At 64.6% G+C, this 14,004-nt stretch carries 17 protein-coding genes and 1 tRNA gene; 6 read left to right on the forward strand and 12 right to left on the reverse strand.

Translation table 11 applies throughout. The features are described from left to right. Nucleotides 1–58: 58 nt before the first annotated feature. A complete protein-coding gene (locus J2R78_RS16450) occupies nt 59–664 on the forward strand; it encodes a 2-hydroxychromene-2-carboxylate isomerase (RefSeq protein WP_253605653.1) in 606 nt (201 codons plus the stop codon). A gap of 111 nt (nt 665–775) precedes the next feature. Then, complete coding sequence (gene panE, locus J2R78_RS16455) at nt 776–1,696, forward strand: 2-dehydropantoate 2-reductase (RefSeq protein WP_253605654.1); 921 nt, start codon at nt 776–778, stop codon at nt 1,694–1,696. A gap of 106 nt (nt 1,697–1,802) precedes the next feature. Here panE and J2R78_RS16460 read toward each other — a convergent pair whose 3' ends face one another. The 6 genes from J2R78_RS16460 to J2R78_RS16485 form a co-directional block, all read right to left on the reverse strand. Then, complete coding sequence (locus J2R78_RS16460; RefSeq protein WP_092081280.1) at nt 1,803–2,384, reverse strand: cytochrome c; 582 nt, start codon at nt 2,382–2,384, stop codon at nt 1,803–1,805. 194 nt (nt 2,385–2,578) lie between these two features. Further along, a complete protein-coding gene (locus J2R78_RS16465; RefSeq protein WP_168856117.1) occupies nt 2,579–3,856 on the reverse strand; it encodes a sorbosone dehydrogenase family protein in 1,278 nt (425 codons plus the stop codon). 268 nt (nt 3,857–4,124) lie between these two features. Next, nucleotides 4,125–4,637, reverse strand: coding sequence for a DUF2865 domain-containing protein (locus J2R78_RS16470; protein WP_253605655.1), 513 nt, complete (start codon nt 4,635–4,637; stop codon nt 4,125–4,127). Then, nucleotides 4,612–4,860, reverse strand: a complete 249-nt coding sequence (locus J2R78_RS16475; protein ID WP_253636012.1) for a hypothetical protein — start codon at nt 4,858–4,860, stop codon at nt 4,612–4,614. Before J2R78_RS16475 ends, J2R78_RS16470 begins: the two co-directional genes overlap by 26 nt. Nucleotides 4,861–5,058: 198 nt before the next feature. After that, nucleotides 5,059–5,133, reverse strand: a tRNA-Gly gene (locus tag J2R78_RS16480). Nucleotides 5,134–5,293: 160 nt separating this feature from the next. Beyond that, a complete protein-coding gene (locus J2R78_RS16485; RefSeq protein ID WP_253605657.1) occupies nt 5,294–5,785 on the reverse strand; it encodes an SRPBCC family protein in 492 nt (163 codons plus the stop codon). Nucleotides 5,786–6,006: 221 nt separating this feature from the next. Here J2R78_RS16485 and trxA point away from each other — a divergent pair, with 221 nt between their 5' ends. Further along, nucleotides 6,007–6,927, forward strand: coding sequence for a thioredoxin (gene trxA, locus J2R78_RS16490; RefSeq protein WP_026192069.1), 921 nt, complete (start codon nt 6,007–6,009; stop codon nt 6,925–6,927). A gap of 30 nt (nt 6,928–6,957) precedes the next feature. Beyond that, nucleotides 6,958–7,632, forward strand: coding sequence for an LON peptidase substrate-binding domain-containing protein (locus J2R78_RS16495; protein ID WP_225642377.1), 675 nt, complete (start codon nt 6,958–6,960; stop codon nt 7,630–7,632). 70 nt (nt 7,633–7,702) lie between these two features. Here J2R78_RS16495 and J2R78_RS16500 read toward each other — a convergent pair whose 3' ends face one another. The 6 genes from J2R78_RS16500 to J2R78_RS16525 all read right to left on the reverse strand — a co-directional run bounded on the left by J2R78_RS16500 (nt 7,703) and on the right by J2R78_RS16525 (nt 13,068). Further along, complete coding sequence (locus J2R78_RS16500; RefSeq protein ID WP_253605658.1) at nt 7,703–8,257, reverse strand: cytochrome b/b6 domain-containing protein; 555 nt, start codon at nt 8,255–8,257, stop codon at nt 7,703–7,705. Between the two features lie 10 nt (nt 8,258–8,267). Continuing rightward, nucleotides 8,268–8,564: a PepSY domain-containing protein gene (locus J2R78_RS16505; protein WP_092081268.1), complete on the reverse strand. Its 297-nt coding sequence runs from the start codon at nt 8,562–8,564 to the stop codon at nt 8,268–8,270. A gap of 220 nt (nt 8,565–8,784) precedes the next feature. Beyond that, the gene (locus tag J2R78_RS16510; RefSeq protein WP_253605659.1) at nt 8,785–11,319 is read right to left on the reverse strand and encodes an EAL domain-containing protein; all 2,535 of its coding nucleotides are present in this window, start codon (nt 11,317–11,319) and stop codon (nt 8,785–8,787) included. Nucleotides 11,320–11,480: 161 nt separating this feature from the next. Further along, nucleotides 11,481–11,903 carry a PaaI family thioesterase gene (locus J2R78_RS16515; protein ID WP_225161889.1) on the reverse strand — a complete coding sequence of 141 codons (423 nt, stop codon included), beginning with the start codon at nt 11,901–11,903 and terminating at the stop codon, nt 11,481–11,483. Beyond that, nucleotides 11,900–12,706, reverse strand: a complete 807-nt coding sequence (locus J2R78_RS16520) for a crotonase/enoyl-CoA hydratase family protein (RefSeq protein WP_253605661.1) — start codon at nt 12,704–12,706, stop codon at nt 11,900–11,902. The genes J2R78_RS16515 and J2R78_RS16520 overlap by 4 nt, the downstream gene beginning before the upstream one ends. Nucleotides 12,707–12,717: 11 nt before the next feature. Beyond that, nucleotides 12,718–13,068, reverse strand: coding sequence for a hypothetical protein (locus J2R78_RS16525; RefSeq protein ID WP_018269338.1), 351 nt, complete (start codon nt 13,066–13,068; stop codon nt 12,718–12,720). 94 nt (nt 13,069–13,162) lie between these two features. On the opposite strand from J2R78_RS16525, the gene J2R78_RS16530 reads away from it, so the two are divergent. Both J2R78_RS16530 and J2R78_RS16535 read left to right on the forward strand, forming a co-directional pair. Further along, nucleotides 13,163–13,699, forward strand: coding sequence for a TetR/AcrR family transcriptional regulator (locus J2R78_RS16530; RefSeq protein ID WP_253605663.1), 537 nt, complete (start codon nt 13,163–13,165; stop codon nt 13,697–13,699). 46 nt (nt 13,700–13,745) lie between these two features. Then, entirely contained in the window at nt 13,746–13,943 is a 198-nt protein-coding gene (locus tag J2R78_RS16535) for a Trm112 family protein (protein ID WP_018269337.1), read from the forward strand. Nucleotides 13,944–14,004: the final 61 nt, after the last annotated feature.

A 14,004-nucleotide genomic window follows, 5' to 3' on the forward strand; every position in this document is an offset into this window, starting at 1 on the left:
GCGACAGCAGGTCCATGCTAAACAAGCCCAAACGAGACAGGCCGAGGGAGAGACCGCAGTGAGCCAAAATCCGCAATTCCTGTTCGATTTCGGCAGCCCGAACGCTTTCCTCAGCCATGAAGCGATCCCGGCAATCGAAAAGCGCACCGGCGTCAAGTTCGAATATGTCCCGATCCTGCTCGGCGGCATCTTCAAGGCCACCAACAACAAGTCGCCGGCCGAGACGCTGGCGGGCGTCAGGAACAAGCCGGAGTTTCTGAAGATCGAGACCGAACGCTTTCTCAAGCGCTTCAACGTCAAGCCCTACACCTGGAACCCGTTTTTCCCGGTCAATACGCTGAACCTGATGCGCGCGGCGGTCGCCGCCCAGTTTGAGGGCGTGTTCGAGAAGTATATCGAGGCCGCCTTCCACCACATGTGGGTCGAGCCCAAGAAGATGGACGATCCTGAGGTCGCCGGTAAAGCCATCGCCTCCTCCGGCCTTGACGCCGCGAAACTGTTCGCCCGCGCACAGGACGCGGATGTGAAGGCCAAGCTGATCGAATATACCTCATCCGCCGTCGAGCGCGGCGCGTTCGGCTCGCCGACCTTTTTCGTCGGCAACGAGATCTTCTTCGGCAAGGAGCAGCTGCGCGAAGTCGAGGAAATGGTATCGGGAAAGTGAGATGAGCGAATGGCCAATAGCGAGTAGCGAATAGTCGAACAGTATCCTTATCTATTCGCTACTCCCTATTCGCTCGCCTCCTCGGGCAACAACAAAGAAGGACAAATTCCCATGCGCGTTCTCGTGGTCGGCGCCGGTGCGATCGGCGGTTATTTCGGTGGCCGGATGCTTCAGGCCGGCCGCGACGTCACTTTCCTGGTGCGCCCTCGCCGCGCTTCCGAGCTCGCCTCCGCCGGGCTAGTGATCAAGAGCCCGAACGGCGATGTCACGCTGAACAACCCGCCGACCGTGCAGGCCGACAAGCTGTCGGACAAGTTCGACGTCGTGCTGTTGAGCTGCAAGGCGTTCGATCTCGAGGATGCGATCAAGTCCTTTGCGCCCGCCGTCGGCGACAAGACCGCGATCATCCCGCTGCTCAACGGCATGCTGCATCTCGATGCGCTCGACAAGACGTTCGGCGCTCAGCATGTGCTCGGGGGTCTGTGCGCGATCGCGGCGACGCTGAACGAGAAACGCGAGGTGGTGCAGCTGCAGCCGATGCAGTCGCTCGGCTTCGGCGAGCGCGCCGGCGGCCTGTCGGACCGGGTGCGCGCGATCGCTGAAACTTTCTCGGCGATCAACGGCGCCAACGCCAGCGAGCATGTGATGCAGGATATGTGGGAGAAGTGGGTGTTCCTGGCCTCGCTCGCCGCCTCCACCAGCCTGATGCGGACCTCGGTCGGCAACATCCTGGCCGCGCCCGGCGGCAAGGATTTCCTGCTCGGCATCCTCGACGAATGCAGCGCGATCGCCGCCGACGCCGGCCATGGCCCGGGCGGCCCGTTCTTCCAGCGCACCCGCGGGCTCCTGACCACCGAGGGCTCGCCGATGACCGCATCGATGTTCCGCGACATCAAGGCGGGGCTGCCGGTCGAGGCCGATCACGTGATCGGCGACCTGATCGTGCGCGCCGACGCCGCCAAGATCCCGGTGCCGAAGCTGCGCACGGCCTACACGCATCTCAAGGCGTATGAGAAGCAGCGGGCTGGGTGATCTTGTAGCCCGGATGGAGCGGAACGAAATCCGGGAATCATCTCGCGGCAGATAGAGCGCCCCGGATTGCGCTGCGCTCCATCCGGGCTACGCACATTTTTTGTGGCTACAGATGCGCCAGATAATGCGCGAGCGCGGTGATCTCTTCGTCGCTCAGCGGATAGGCGACATCGGCCATCGCGGCCTGGGCGCCGCCGGAGCGCTGGCCCGACTTGTAATCGTGCAGCGCCTTGACGAGATATTCCTCACGCTGCCCGGCGATGCGGGCCACCGCCTTGGTACCGGCAAACGTATCGCCATGGCATGAGGCGCAGCGGCGGCCGGCGGCGGCCTGCTTGCCCTTTTCGGACAAGTCCGGATTGTCGTCCTTGCCGCCCTTGAACGGCGTCAGCGACGCGAAATAAGCGCCGAGATTTCGGATGTCGTCGTTGTTGAGCTGCTCGACGATCGGCTGCATCTGCTCGTTCTTGCGCGCGCCGGCGCGGAAGAACACCAGCTGCCATTGAACGTACTGGTCGAGCTGGCCGGCGAGCGAGGGAATGTTCTCGGTCTGCGAGATGCCGTTGTCGCCGTGACAAGCGGCGCAGAGTTCGGCCTTCGCCTTGCCGGCGGCGACATCGGCGGCGTTGGCGGACGACGCAACTGCGATCACCGCCGCGAACAGGATTGCAAAGAACGCAACACGCATTGCCAGTTTTCTCCACGGGTCATTGCCGGGCCTGGCCCGGCAATCCATCTGGCTTGCAGAAGGGTTTTTGTTTGGATGGATGCCCGGATCAAGTCCGGGCATGACGAGTCTGTTCCGTCGTTGGGCTTGCCGAACCACGTAAACGGGGCTGCGGCTGCCTGATCGGCCACCGCAGCCCCGCATTGTTTCAACCGTTACTTCTTGCTGTAGCTGATGCGATAGATCGCACCGGCCCAGTCGTCGGCGACGAGAATCGAGCCATCCTTGTCGAGCAGGATGTCGGCGGGACGGCCGAGATAGCCCTGGTCACCCTCGATCCAGCCGTCGGCGAAGATCTCCTGCTTGGCGTTCTTGCCGTCAGGGCTCGCGGTGATCTTCACGATGCGGCCGCCCTGGTACTTATGCCGGTTCCAGGAGCCGTGCTCGGCGATCAGGATGCTGTTCTTGTACTCGGCCGGGAATTGGCTGCCGGTATAGAACTTCATGCCGAGCGGCGCGACGTGCGCACCGAGATTGTACACCGGCGGAGTGAACTCCGAGCACTTGTGACCCATCGCGAACTTGGTGTCCGGCAGGTTGCCCTGGTGGCAATAGGGATAGCCGAAGTGCTCGCCGATCTTCGAGATCATGTTGAGCTTGTCGCTCGGCAGATCGTCGCTGATCCAGTCGCGGGCATTCTCGGTGAACCAGTACTTGCCGGTGCGCGGATCGACGTCGCCGCCGACCGAGTTGCGCACGCCGAGCGCCCAGATTTCCGCGTTGCCGGTCTTCGGATCGACGCGGCGGATCTGCGACACCGAGGTCGGCGGAATGCCGATGTTGAAGGGCGGTCCGAACGGAATGTAGAACCAGCCTTCCTTGTCGACGGCGATGTATTTCCAGCCATGCGCCGCGTAGGACGGCATGTCGTCATACACCACCTTGCCGCTGCCGAGATTGTCGAGATTGGCTTCGGCGTTGTCGTACTTGATCAGCTTGTCGACCGCGATGACGTAGAGCGCGCCGTCGCGGAAGGCGAGGCCGGTCGGCATGTTGAGGCCCTTGAGGATGGTCTTGACCTCTTTCTTGCCGTTGTTGTCCTTGATCGCATAGACGTTGCCGAGCCCGAACGAGCCGACGAACAGCGTGCCCTTGTCACCCCAGGCCATCTGCCGCGCGGCGAGCACGTTCGAGGCATAGACCTCGATCTTGAAGCCCGGCGGCAGCTTGATCTTCTTCATCATCGTCGCGAGCTCGGAATCGGACGCGCCGGTCGGCGGACCGGACGGCGGGGCAAGGCCCTTCTGCGCTTCGGTCTCGTCGCCGAGGAACCAGTCATCCGGCGGATGGGTCCAGAATTCCTTGGTGCCCGATTCGTACTTCTTCAGCGCACGATTCTTGTCTGTCTGTTGCTGCGCACTGGCGAAGGTCGTCCCCGCCAGCAGCGCGATCGCCGCGAACGCAAGTATTGATCGATTGAAAGCGGATTTCATCGCGTCACTCCCCTACGCAAGCCGTTGCAGCTTGCCTGTTATTGATTTTGAACGCCCTGAGAGATGATGGTGGCGGTCTGTGAGGTAGGTCAGACGGCAAAATGGTAGCACATCCATCGACGCTGAAAAGCGCGTCCGCCGGTGTGCGCTGCGTCAAAACTAGTTGAGACGATATTTGAGACGAAATTTTCCTGAGCAGCCTGCCTGATAACAAGGCATTCTGCACCGCAGCGTGATATTCGAATGAAGCTAACGTTCGTGATCGCCTCTATCGCGACGACAGGCGCGCCAGACCGAGCGCTTGCGCCTTGGCCTTCGACAGCGGCCTGAACAACACGCTGCGCCGCTGTCCGCTCGTGATCGCCGCGATCTTGAAGCCGTCATCGGCGGCGACGATGTCGCCGGTCCGAAGCGTCATGTCGTCCTCGATCGCAATCGGCGACAGGCCGGTGGACGCGCCGGCGCTGCACGAGCATTGCGGCACCATCTCGCGCTGGAAGCGGAATGCATTGGCGAGCGTCTTGTAGGTCTCGCCGGCTTCGGTTCTGGCGCTGTCGATATCGGAGCCGGAGTACAGCTTCACCTCGGCAGCTGGACAGGCCGCCTCGCATACCTTGACGTCGGCCGTCTCGCTGACGCGCGGCAACGGAAAGAAGCGGCCGTCGCAAGTCCTGACGCAGAAGTTTTGCTGGCCGCCCCGGTGCGACCGCGTCGTGATGTAGACCCGCGCTCGCGGCCGTTCGGCCGGCTCGAAGTCAGGCGCCGGCCCAAAGCCAGGCATGGGAGAGAAGCTGGGCGCCGGGGCATACGCCGAGTCGCTCGGCAATTGCTGCGCTGATGCGCCCGAACATGTCCAGACGCCGACCAGCACGATCAGCGCAGCGACGTTTGCGCGAGCCAAGCGGCGATTTAACCCGGGAGCCGGCTTCCAACAGATCGACATCGTTCACGCGCTTGCCGCCCGGCAAAACCGGCGGCAACCATTCCAACACCAACACAACCACAGATTTCTATCAGTTTTGAGAATGCAACGTTTGCCGGTTAACAAAAGCCGGAAACCGCCACGGCGGGCCGCGGCATCTTGACCTCGCAATCGCGGCCTGGAGATGCGACCTTGGGCCGGACAGCAAAAAGCCCGCGCCAGTGGGCTGGCCTCATCAGCGGGCCTTCATCAGACTGTCAGCTCGGTCAGCGAGAAGTTTTGGAGCGGGCGAAGGGGCTCGAACCCTCGACCCCGACCTTGGCAAGGTCGTGCTCTACCACTGAGCTACACCCGCATCCGAAATGGCGGCGATCGCTCGCCGGCAACGGCAGACCTATGCCAAAAGCTGTCTGTGAATGCAACACAAGAGCGCGGTCCGAACCCCACGAAATCGCACGGTTTCTCTAAAAATTGACCCCGAATCGGCCGAAACCGGCTGCGCCGCCGATTTCTTTTTAGATTTCCGCCGGAACCGGCCTCAGGGCCATCTCGTCCCGGAGCGATTCGAGCCAGGTCTCGAACCAGCCGGTTAGCGTCTGCGTCAGCTCGACGCGGCAGGTCGGGTCGCAATCGAACACGGCCCACCATTCGATAAAGGCCCGGTCGCCGTCGATCACCGGGGTTACCTGCAGGGTCGCGCTGAAATCCGTCACCGGCAGGGTCGGGGTATCGACAAATTCGTAGGTCTGGAAGCGTTCGACGTCGGACTGCGCGAGCAGCCGCTGCCGGATCCGCCGCCCCCGGTACAGCACATTGCGCACGGCCCCGACGGTATCGCCGGATTTGCCGTCCTCGATCTCGCTCGCCCCCGCGCCCTGGACCCAGACCGGGTAATTGTTGAAATCGCGGATGATTTTCCAGACCTCGCCGGCCGGCTGCTCGAACACCGTGCTGTAATAGGCCTTTGCCACGAGCGCTCCCCTGCTGTCATGAATGATCGCCATCATCGGCCGTTCCGCGGCACCAACCCACCCGATCTCCGATGGAACGGGACGGGCGGCCAAGCGATTGAATTTTGCTGGCTGACTGCCATTTACGGAGCATGATCCCGGAAACCGGTTCCCACTTTTCCGGGATCATGCTCTAGCTGACAGAACGGCTGAACGTGCCGTTCCGGGCGTGCTAGAACGCCCCCGGATTTCCGACCTCAGAAGCAGGCGAGGACAACGTGACGATAATGGAGCAGGGCGGCCCCACGCCCGAGGCAGCGCCCGATCTGATCAAGGAGACGACGACCCAGACCTTCGTCAAGGACGTCATCGAGGAATCGCGCCGTCAACCGGTCATGATCGACTTCTGGGCGCCGTGGTGCGGTCCCTGCCGCCAGCTCACGCCGATCCTGGAAAAGGCGGTTCGCAACGCCAAGGGCCGGGTCAAGCTGGTCAAGATGAACATCGACGAGCATCCGCAGATCCCCGGCCAGATGGGCATCCAGTCGATCCCGGCCGTGATCGCCTTCGTGGGCGGCCAGCCCGCCGACGGCTTCATGGGCGCGGTGCCGGAGAGCCAGGTCAACGCCTTCATCGAGAAGATCACCAAGGGCGTGCCGGCCGCCGGCGAGCCCAACCTCACCGAGATCCTGGCCGAGGCCGACGCCGTGCTTGCCGAGGGCGACGCCGCCCAGGCCGCGCAGATCTATGCCGAGGTGCTGGCGCACGACGCCACCAACATCGCGGCGCTCGCCGGCCTCGCCAAGTGCTATGTCACGTCGGGTGCGATGGAGCAGGCCAAGCAGACGCTGGCGATGGTTCCGGAATCCAAGCGCAACGACGCCGCGGTGAAGGCGGTGCAGGCGGCGATCGATCTCGCCGAACAGGCGGAAGCGGTCGGCCCGGTCGCGGAGCTGGAACAGAAAGTCGCCGCAAACCCGCTCGATCATCAGGCCCGATTCGATCTCGCCACCGCGCTCAATGCGATGGGCAAGCGCACGGAAGCGACCGAGCAATTGCTCGCCATCGTCAGGCGTGACCGCAAGTGGAACGACGACGGCGCGCGCAAGCAGCTGGTGCAGTTCTTCGAGGCGTGGGGCGGCACCGATGAGGCAACCGTCGAGGGGCGCAAGCGGTTGTCGACCATCCTGTTCTCGTAAAGCACGCCCGTCACAGCAGCGGGACCGCAGATGCCGATCAATGCCGAATATCGCGGACCCGGCGAGCTCCCGGAGGTGATCCCGGTGTTCCCGCTGCCCGGCGCGTTGCTGCTGCCGCGCGGCCAGATGCCGCTCAACATCTTCGAGCCGCGATATCTCGCGATGATCGACGACTCGTTGCGCGACGGCCATCGCCTGATCGGCATGATCCAGCCCGACGTGGCGCATTCGCAGAAAGAGGCGAAGCCGGCCCTGTTCCGGATCGGCTGCGTTGGCCGCATCACCCAGCTCGCCGAATCCGGCGACGGCCGCTACATCCTGGAGCTGACCGGCGTCGCGCGCTTCAAGGTGGTCGAGGAGCTCACCGTGCAGACGCCGTACCGGCAGTGCAAGGTCGACTTCTTCTCCTTCGTCGGCGACTTCACCGCGCGCAAGGGCGAGGAGGCCGTCGACCGCAAGGCGCTGCTCGAAGTGCTGGCCGATTTCCTGGAAGCCAACAATCTGAAGGTCGACTGGGAAGGTATCGAGTCCGCGCCCAACGAGGCGCTGGTCAATGCGCTGGCGATGATGTCGCCCTATGGTCCGGCCGAGAAGCAGGCGATGCTCGAGGCGCCGGACCTGAAGACCCGCGCCGAGATCCTGATCGCAGTCACCGAGATGGACCTCGCAAAGAAGCGCACCTCGGGCGACCCGCCGGTGCAGTAAGGCGCTTTCGAGCGAAGCGGCTACCGATTCGCGTGAAGAAAGCGCGGCAGACCAAAAAGCGTCTCGCCCATCAGCGATTGCGCAGTTGCTTGCGGCCGGTGAACATTGCGCGCACCAGATTCTGACGCTGCAGCAAGCCGACCACGATGACCCCGAGCACGTGCAGGGCGACCAGGATGATGACCGCATCCGAGGCATAGGCGTGGGTGTCCTCGACCCACCAGACACCGAAGAAGGTCACGGTGACCTCCATCGCGCCCGTGATTGTCGAGATCGCAAGCAGGAACAGCAGCGCCACCAGCATCACGGTGCCCGCCGGATTGAGCCCGATATAGCGCCCGGTGATGCCGCGGCGGAGATTCCAGATGTAGCGCGGCGCCGCGCGCAGGCGAACGCCGAGCCTGCCGAAACGCGCGTAGCGCGTGCCGGCAAAGCCCCAGATCAGCCGGAACGCCAGCAGCCCGATCACCGAATAACCCGCCAGCCGGTGCAGCCGGTCATAGGTGCTGGGCGTCACCCAGGCGACCAGGACGAGGATGGCGAGCGCCCAGTGCCACAGCCGCAGCGGCAGGTCCCAGACCTGCACGCTGGTCGCGCCGCGGGCGCCCGGCGCCGCCTCCGTCATCGCGCCTGCTTCACTTCGCGATCGTGTGCTTCAGGCTGAGGTCTTCCGGGCTGTAGAACAGCTCGTAGAGCTTGCCTTCCTTGACGCCGTACACCTCGTAGCAGGAGCCCTCGATTTTCGACCGACGCACCTCGTAGCCGAGCGCCTTGGCCTTGGCTTCGGCCTCGCTTGCCGGCTTCCACGACGCCTTGTCGAGCTTGGTGCAATTCTTGTAGCCGTCGGCGAACGCCGCCGATCCGGTCAACCCAAGAACGCTCCCAAGGACGCATGCTGCAAGCGCAGCACTCGAAATCACTCTCACGCGCATATCCCCTCCGTTGACAATCATACCCACAGCGCCTTCGCGCAGGGCACATGCGTGAAGAATGCTGAGGCGATTGCCAAGTCAAGGAAGCGCCGCGACGGCTGGCTTTAGAGGAATTCTAACGGTCGCCAAAACCGCTTTGCGCTCCACGCGCAGTTCGGTTTTGACGGCGTGCTGCGGCCTTACGCCTCATGCGTATCGGGGCCGCCGGCGCAGCCGTCGATCAGGACGCGGCACCCGCCATTGCAAGACGGACCGCAGGCCGTTCGGCCGCTGCCGGGGTTCGCCCGCCGATCATCTGTGCGACCTTCTCGCTCTGCACCGGCGGGCTGAAGTGGAAGCCCTGCACTTCCACGCAAGCATCGGCGCGGAGAATGTCGAGCTGCTCCCTGGTTTCAACGCCTTCGGCCGTCGTGGTCTTGCCGAGGCTGACGGCAAAGCGCACGATCGCGCGCGCGATCCGGCGCGACTCGTCGCTCGCTCCCGAGAGCTCGGACACGAAGCTGCGGTCGATCTTGACCTTGTCGAACGGAAACTTCTGCAGAAAGCTCAGCGACGAGTAGCCGGTGCCGAAGTCGTCGAGCGCGATCCGCACCCCGAGATCGTGCAGTTGGCTCAGCGCGGTAAACACCGCTTCGCTGTCCTGAATGATGGCGGTTTCGGTGACCTCGAGCTCGAGGCGCTCCGGCGAAATTCCGGCACTCGCCAGCGCGCGCACGATCACCGGGACCAACTCAGGGCTCCTGAACTGCACCGGCGACAGGTTGATCGCGATCTTGAGGTCGCCCGGCCATTTGGCGGCTTCCGCACACGCGGTGCGCAGCACCCATTCCCCCAGCGGCACGATCAGGCCGGTCTCTTCCGCCAGCGGAATGAACTGCGCCGGAGATACCATGCCGCGGTGCGGATGGTGCCAGCGGAGCAGCGCCTCGAAGCCGCAGGTCTCCCCGCTCGCGACGTGGATGAACGGCTGGTAATGCAGCTCGAACTCGCCATTGGCGAGGGCACTGCGCATGTCGCGCTCGAGGCTGCGCCGGGCCTGCAGCAGCCGATCGAGCTCCGGCTCGAAAAAGCGGAACGAGCCGCGCCCGCCGCTCTTGGCCGAGTAAAGCGCGAGATCGGCGCTGCGCAGCACCTCGTCCGAATCGGTGCCGTCGCGCGGTGCGATCGCAATGCCGATGCTGGTCGTGGTGGTCACCCGATGATCGCCGAGATCGATCGGCTCGCTGAGCGCCTTCCTGATCTTCTCGGCAAGCAGGCCCGCTTCCGTGACCGGATCGCTGACATGGTCGATCACCGCGAACTCGTCGCCGCCGAGCCGCGCGACCAGCGTCGTATCGCTGACGGATCTGCGCAAGCGCGCGGCCACCGACTTCAGCAGCGCATCGCCCGCCGGATGCCCGAGCGTGTCGTTGACGTCCTTGAAGCGGTCGAGATCGAGCATCAGCACCGCAAGGCTCGGTCCGCCGCACCTTGCACCGGACAGCGCGCGCTCCATCCATTCCTTGAGCAGCACGCGATTCGGCAGATCGGTCAGCGCGTCGTGCTGCGCCATATAGGTGATCTTGGCCTCGGAGCGCCGCTGCTCGGTGACGTCGCGATGCGTCGCCACCCAGCCGCCGCCGGGCATCGGCTGCCGCGTCACGCAGATCAAGCGGCCGTCGGCGAGCTCGTCGACCCGGCTGTTGATCTCGCCGGCCGGGAGCGCGTTCAGTGTCGCGAGCACCTGCGTCGCGGCACTGTCGCTGGTCTCGCCCTTGAGAATGCCGTTGGCGATGCGATGCCTGATGATCTCGCGATGGGCCGTGCCGGGCAGCAGCAGTTCCGGCGGCAGCCGGTACATCTTGGCGTAGCGATCGTTGCAGACGACGAGGCGCTTCTCTGCATCGAACATGCAGAGGCCCTCGCCCATGTGGTTGATCGCGGTATCCAGCCGGAACCTCTGCTCCTCCAGCGCCTTCTGCGACGTCTCGACCTGCTGTCGCGCCGACGAAAGCTGGCTGATGATCTCCTCGAAGCGGCGGGTGCGAAGCGCCAGCCGGCGATCCGCGAGCACGCCAACCAGGCTCATCCCGAGCACCGACAGCGCCACACCGGCGATCACGATGGCGAGGAAGGCAGGCGAGAGCGACAGGGCCGCCGGAGCCTGCAACGGATCCGGAACGATCTCGACCGCGCCCATCGCGGTGAAATGATGCGACACGATCGCGAGCGTCAGCAGCAGCGCCGCGACGAGCGACATCCAGCGGTCCTGACGGCGGACCGCGATCGCCAGCGCGGCGTAGCCGAACAGCATGCCGAGCACGACGGAGGCCGCCACGAGATCGAGCGACCAGACCACGTGGCCCGGCACCTCCAGCGCCCACATGCCGAGATAGTGCATGCTGGCGATGCCGGCTCCGATCACGGCGCCGCCGACCGGCGCGCGCCAGCGGCTGGAGTCGCTGGCGGCAAGGCCGAGGCCGCCGGATGTCAGCATCATCGCCGCGGCGAGCGACAGCGCGGTGAGGACGATACCATAGCCGGTCGGGATTCCCGGCTCATAGGCCAGCATGGCGATGAAATGCGTTGCCCAGATGCCGTAGCCGATCGCGGCTCCCGCGATCGCAATCCAGATCAGCCGCGTCCTCGCCTGTGATGCAATTGCGCGATGAAAAATATTGACGGCCACAATACTGGCAACGAAGCAGACCAGTCCGGCGAGCAGAACGAGCCGCCAGTCATGCTCACCTGAAAGGCACGTAAGAACACGAAACATGCGTCGGTCCATGGTTGTCCGTGCGCACAGGCTAGGCTGATTGAATTGTCTTCTCGATAATATTCTGCAACTTTCAGTGGCATGGTTATCCGCGCGTAAGCCGATTCCGCACCGAAATTGATGGCTCCATAAATTTCACAACGATGCGCGATCCGCGCGGCTCAGCCTGCCAGCGGAACGAGCACGGTTTCACCGGTTGCAACCAGCGAGGTCTCACCCTGCTCGTTCTCCGCAAAAAGTTCCGCGCGCGCGAAGACCTGCCTGCGTCCGGCACGCAATGTGGTTCCTTTGGCGATGAAGCAGCGGCCCAGCGCGGGCTTCAGGCAATTCATCGAGAAATGCGATGCGGTGACGGAACCTGCGATCGATGCCGCGGCAAAGCCGCAGGCGGTGTCGAGCAGCGCCGCGATCACGCCGGCGTGCAGGTGTCCCGCATATTGGGTGAGATCGTCGCGCCAGGGCATCCGCAGTTCCACCGTGCCGGTGCCGGTGGAGACGATCTCGAAGCCGGCAAGCCGATTGAAGGCCGCCGACGCATTGGTCGCAACGAGACGTTCGAGATCGAAGCCCGGGCCAGTCGTCATGTAAAGCTCCATTGCGGGGGCCGCCGTTCGAGATTCGCCCTGACGGACTCGATGTGATTGGGCGACCCGAGCAGAAGCGCCTGTTCGGCCGTTTCGGCTGCAAGTCCGGTCGCCGCATCGCGATCGGCTGCAAGATTGAGCAGCCGCTTGGCGGCGCGGATCGCATCCGGGCTGCGGTCCGCGATCGCGCGCGCCGTCTCCAGCGCGGCCTCGCGCGGCTGTTCGACGATCCGGGTGGCGAAGCCATGACCAAGCGCATCGTCCGCGGAAAAGACGCGCGCGGTGTAGGTGAGTTCACGGACCACATCCTCGCGCGCGAGATGGCGCATCAGCTGCGTGCCGGCCATGTCGGGCACCAACCCCCATTTGGCCTCGATGATCGCAAGGCGCGTGCCGGGTGCGAGATATCTGATGTCGGCACCGAGCATCAGCTGAAAGCCGCCGCCGAACGCAACGCCATGAACGGCGGCGATGACCGGCACCGGCAGCTCGCGCCAGAGCCACACCAGATGCTGCGCGAAGTTGGCAATGCCGTGGGTTTGCCGGCCGAGATCGGCGAAGGGCAGGATGGACTCGCCCTCCGTCGTTGCGACCAGACGCTCCATGTCGAGGCCTGCGCAGAAGGCCTGCCCTTCGCCCGAGAGCACCACGGCGCGGAGCTTGCGGTTGTCCGCGAGCTGCGCACCGATCTCGGCGATCGCGGCGAACATCGCCGGATCGAGCGCATTGAGCTTGTCCGGGCGGTTGAGCCTGACGTCCGCGACGCCATCGGCGATGCTGAGGCTGATGCGATCAGTCGTCATGATCGCCCTCGCTAGTAGCCGGCGGCGGCGAGCGCCACCACGGCGCTCATCGCCATCCAGCCGAAGTGGCGGAAGCGGGTCGCCACCGCGTTGGCGAGTGCCGCGACGCCGAACACGACGCCGAGCGTCGCCACGATCCAGTGCCGCGCGGCATCGGAGGCCATTGCGGGCGCGGCGAGCAGCAGCACGCCGCCGCCGATCCAGGCGACGGTGCCGGCCTGATAGACCAGGCGAAGCAAGAGCCGCAGCCGCGGCGGCTCGACGGTGGCGCGCGCGAATATCCTGGTCTCGCCGAGCACGCCGTGGATCAGGCTGACCAGAATGGCGACGACACCGGCGCCCTGCAGCAGAAGATCACGCATCGCGATGCCTCCATACACTACTGTATGGATATGATACCGGCCGCTGGCGCCTGTCAATACACTTGTGTATGGTGAGCGGCGTGGACGGGGAACCATGACGGAACAGCTCTCGGTCAAGGACTGGCTCGATCAGGGCCTGAAGACGCTGGCGCGCCGCGGCTTCACGGCGCTCAAGGCCGAGCCGCTGGCCAAGGCCATGGGCGTCTCGCGCGGCAGCTTCTACTGGCATTTCGCCGACATCGGCGCCTACCGCGCGGCGATCCTGACCCATTGGCGCGAGGTCGCGGCCGAGCAGGTGATCGCGGAGCTCGAGACCATTCCGGAAGGCGGCGACGCGCTGGCGCTGTTGCTGCGCCGTGCCTTCTCGGCGCGGCTGGCGCTGGAACGCGCGGTGCGCAGCTGGGCCACCGCCGATGCCGTGGCGCGCGCCGCCGTGCTCGAGGTCGACCAGCGCCGGATCGGCTATATCGAAACCCTGCTGCGGCAGGCCGGATTCCCGGACGACGTGGCGCGCGGCCGCGCGCAGATCTTCTACTGGGCGTTCATCGGCTACGCGCTGTCCGAGCAGGCGCTGCCGAAGCCGCGTCAGCAGGCCGCGATCGATGAACTGCTGCGGATGGCCAAGCGCTGACAGCTGACATTTGGATGTGCTACATCACGGCGAGCCGGAGACTCCCATGAATTCCACGACCGATCATCTCGAGAGCACCGCCGACCCAAAACTGCTGGAAATCCTGGTGTGCCCGATCACCAAGGGGCCGCTGGAGTTCGACGCCGCGCGGCAGGAGCTGATCTCGCGCTCCGCCAAGCTCGCCTATCCGATCCGCGACGGCATTCCGATCATGCTGCCGGAAGAGGCGAGGAAGATTGATTGAAGACGATGTAGCCCGGGTGAAGCGCAGCGCAATCCGGGAAAGTCTCACCGCGGATAGTCTG

It is taken from the genome of Bradyrhizobium sp. USDA 4538 (assembly GCF_024171045.1).
Taxonomy (GTDB): Bacteria; Pseudomonadota; Alphaproteobacteria; order Rhizobiales; family Xanthobacteraceae; genus Bradyrhizobium; species Bradyrhizobium australafricanum.

What these genes read in the sequence shown, in the direction of transcription:
- J2R78_RS16485 (WP_253605657.1), bottom strand. Translation starts at nt 5,785, where the DNA reads ATGATGGCGATCATTCATGACAGCAGGGGAGCGCTCGTGGCAAAGGCC.
- panE (WP_253605654.1), top strand. Translation starts at nt 776, where the DNA reads ATGCGCGTTCTCGTGGTCGGCGCCGGTGCGATCGGCGGTTATTTCGGT.
- J2R78_RS16515 (WP_225161889.1), bottom strand. Translation starts at nt 11,903, where the DNA reads ATGACGACTGGCCCGGGCTTCGATCTCGAACGTCTCGTTGCGACCAAT.
- J2R78_RS16535 (WP_018269337.1), top strand. Translation starts at nt 13,746, where the DNA reads ATGAATTCCACGACCGATCATCTCGAGAGCACCGCCGACCCAAAACTG.
- J2R78_RS16500 (WP_253605658.1), bottom strand. Translation starts at nt 8,257, where the DNA reads ATGACGGAGGCGGCGCCGGGCGCCCGCGGCGCGACCAGCGTGCAGGTC.
- J2R78_RS16510 (WP_253605659.1), bottom strand. Translation starts at nt 11,319, where the DNA reads ATGTTTCGTGTTCTTACGTGCCTTTCAGGTGAGCATGACTGGCGGCTC.
- J2R78_RS16530 (WP_253605663.1), top strand. Translation starts at nt 13,163, where the DNA reads ATGACGGAACAGCTCTCGGTCAAGGACTGGCTCGATCAGGGCCTGAAG.
- J2R78_RS16465 (WP_168856117.1), bottom strand. Translation starts at nt 3,856, where the DNA reads ATGAAATCCGCTTTCAATCGATCAATACTTGCGTTCGCGGCGATCGCG.
- J2R78_RS16525 (WP_018269338.1), bottom strand. Translation starts at nt 13,068, where the DNA reads ATGCGTGATCTTCTGCTGCAGGGCGCCGGTGTCGTCGCCATTCTGGTC.
- J2R78_RS16505 (WP_092081268.1), bottom strand. Translation starts at nt 8,564, where the DNA reads ATGCGCGTGAGAGTGATTTCGAGTGCTGCGCTTGCAGCATGCGTCCTT.
- J2R78_RS16520 (WP_253605661.1), bottom strand. Translation starts at nt 12,706, where the DNA reads ATGACGACTGATCGCATCAGCCTCAGCATCGCCGATGGCGTCGCGGAC.
- J2R78_RS16495 (WP_225642377.1), top strand. Translation starts at nt 6,958, where the DNA reads ATGCCGATCAATGCCGAATATCGCGGACCCGGCGAGCTCCCGGAGGTG.
- J2R78_RS16470 (WP_253605655.1), bottom strand. Translation starts at nt 4,637, where the DNA reads ATGCCTGGCTTTGGGCCGGCGCCTGACTTCGAGCCGGCCGAACGGCCG.
- J2R78_RS16460 (WP_092081280.1), bottom strand. Translation starts at nt 2,384, where the DNA reads ATGCGTGTTGCGTTCTTTGCAATCCTGTTCGCGGCGGTGATCGCAGTT.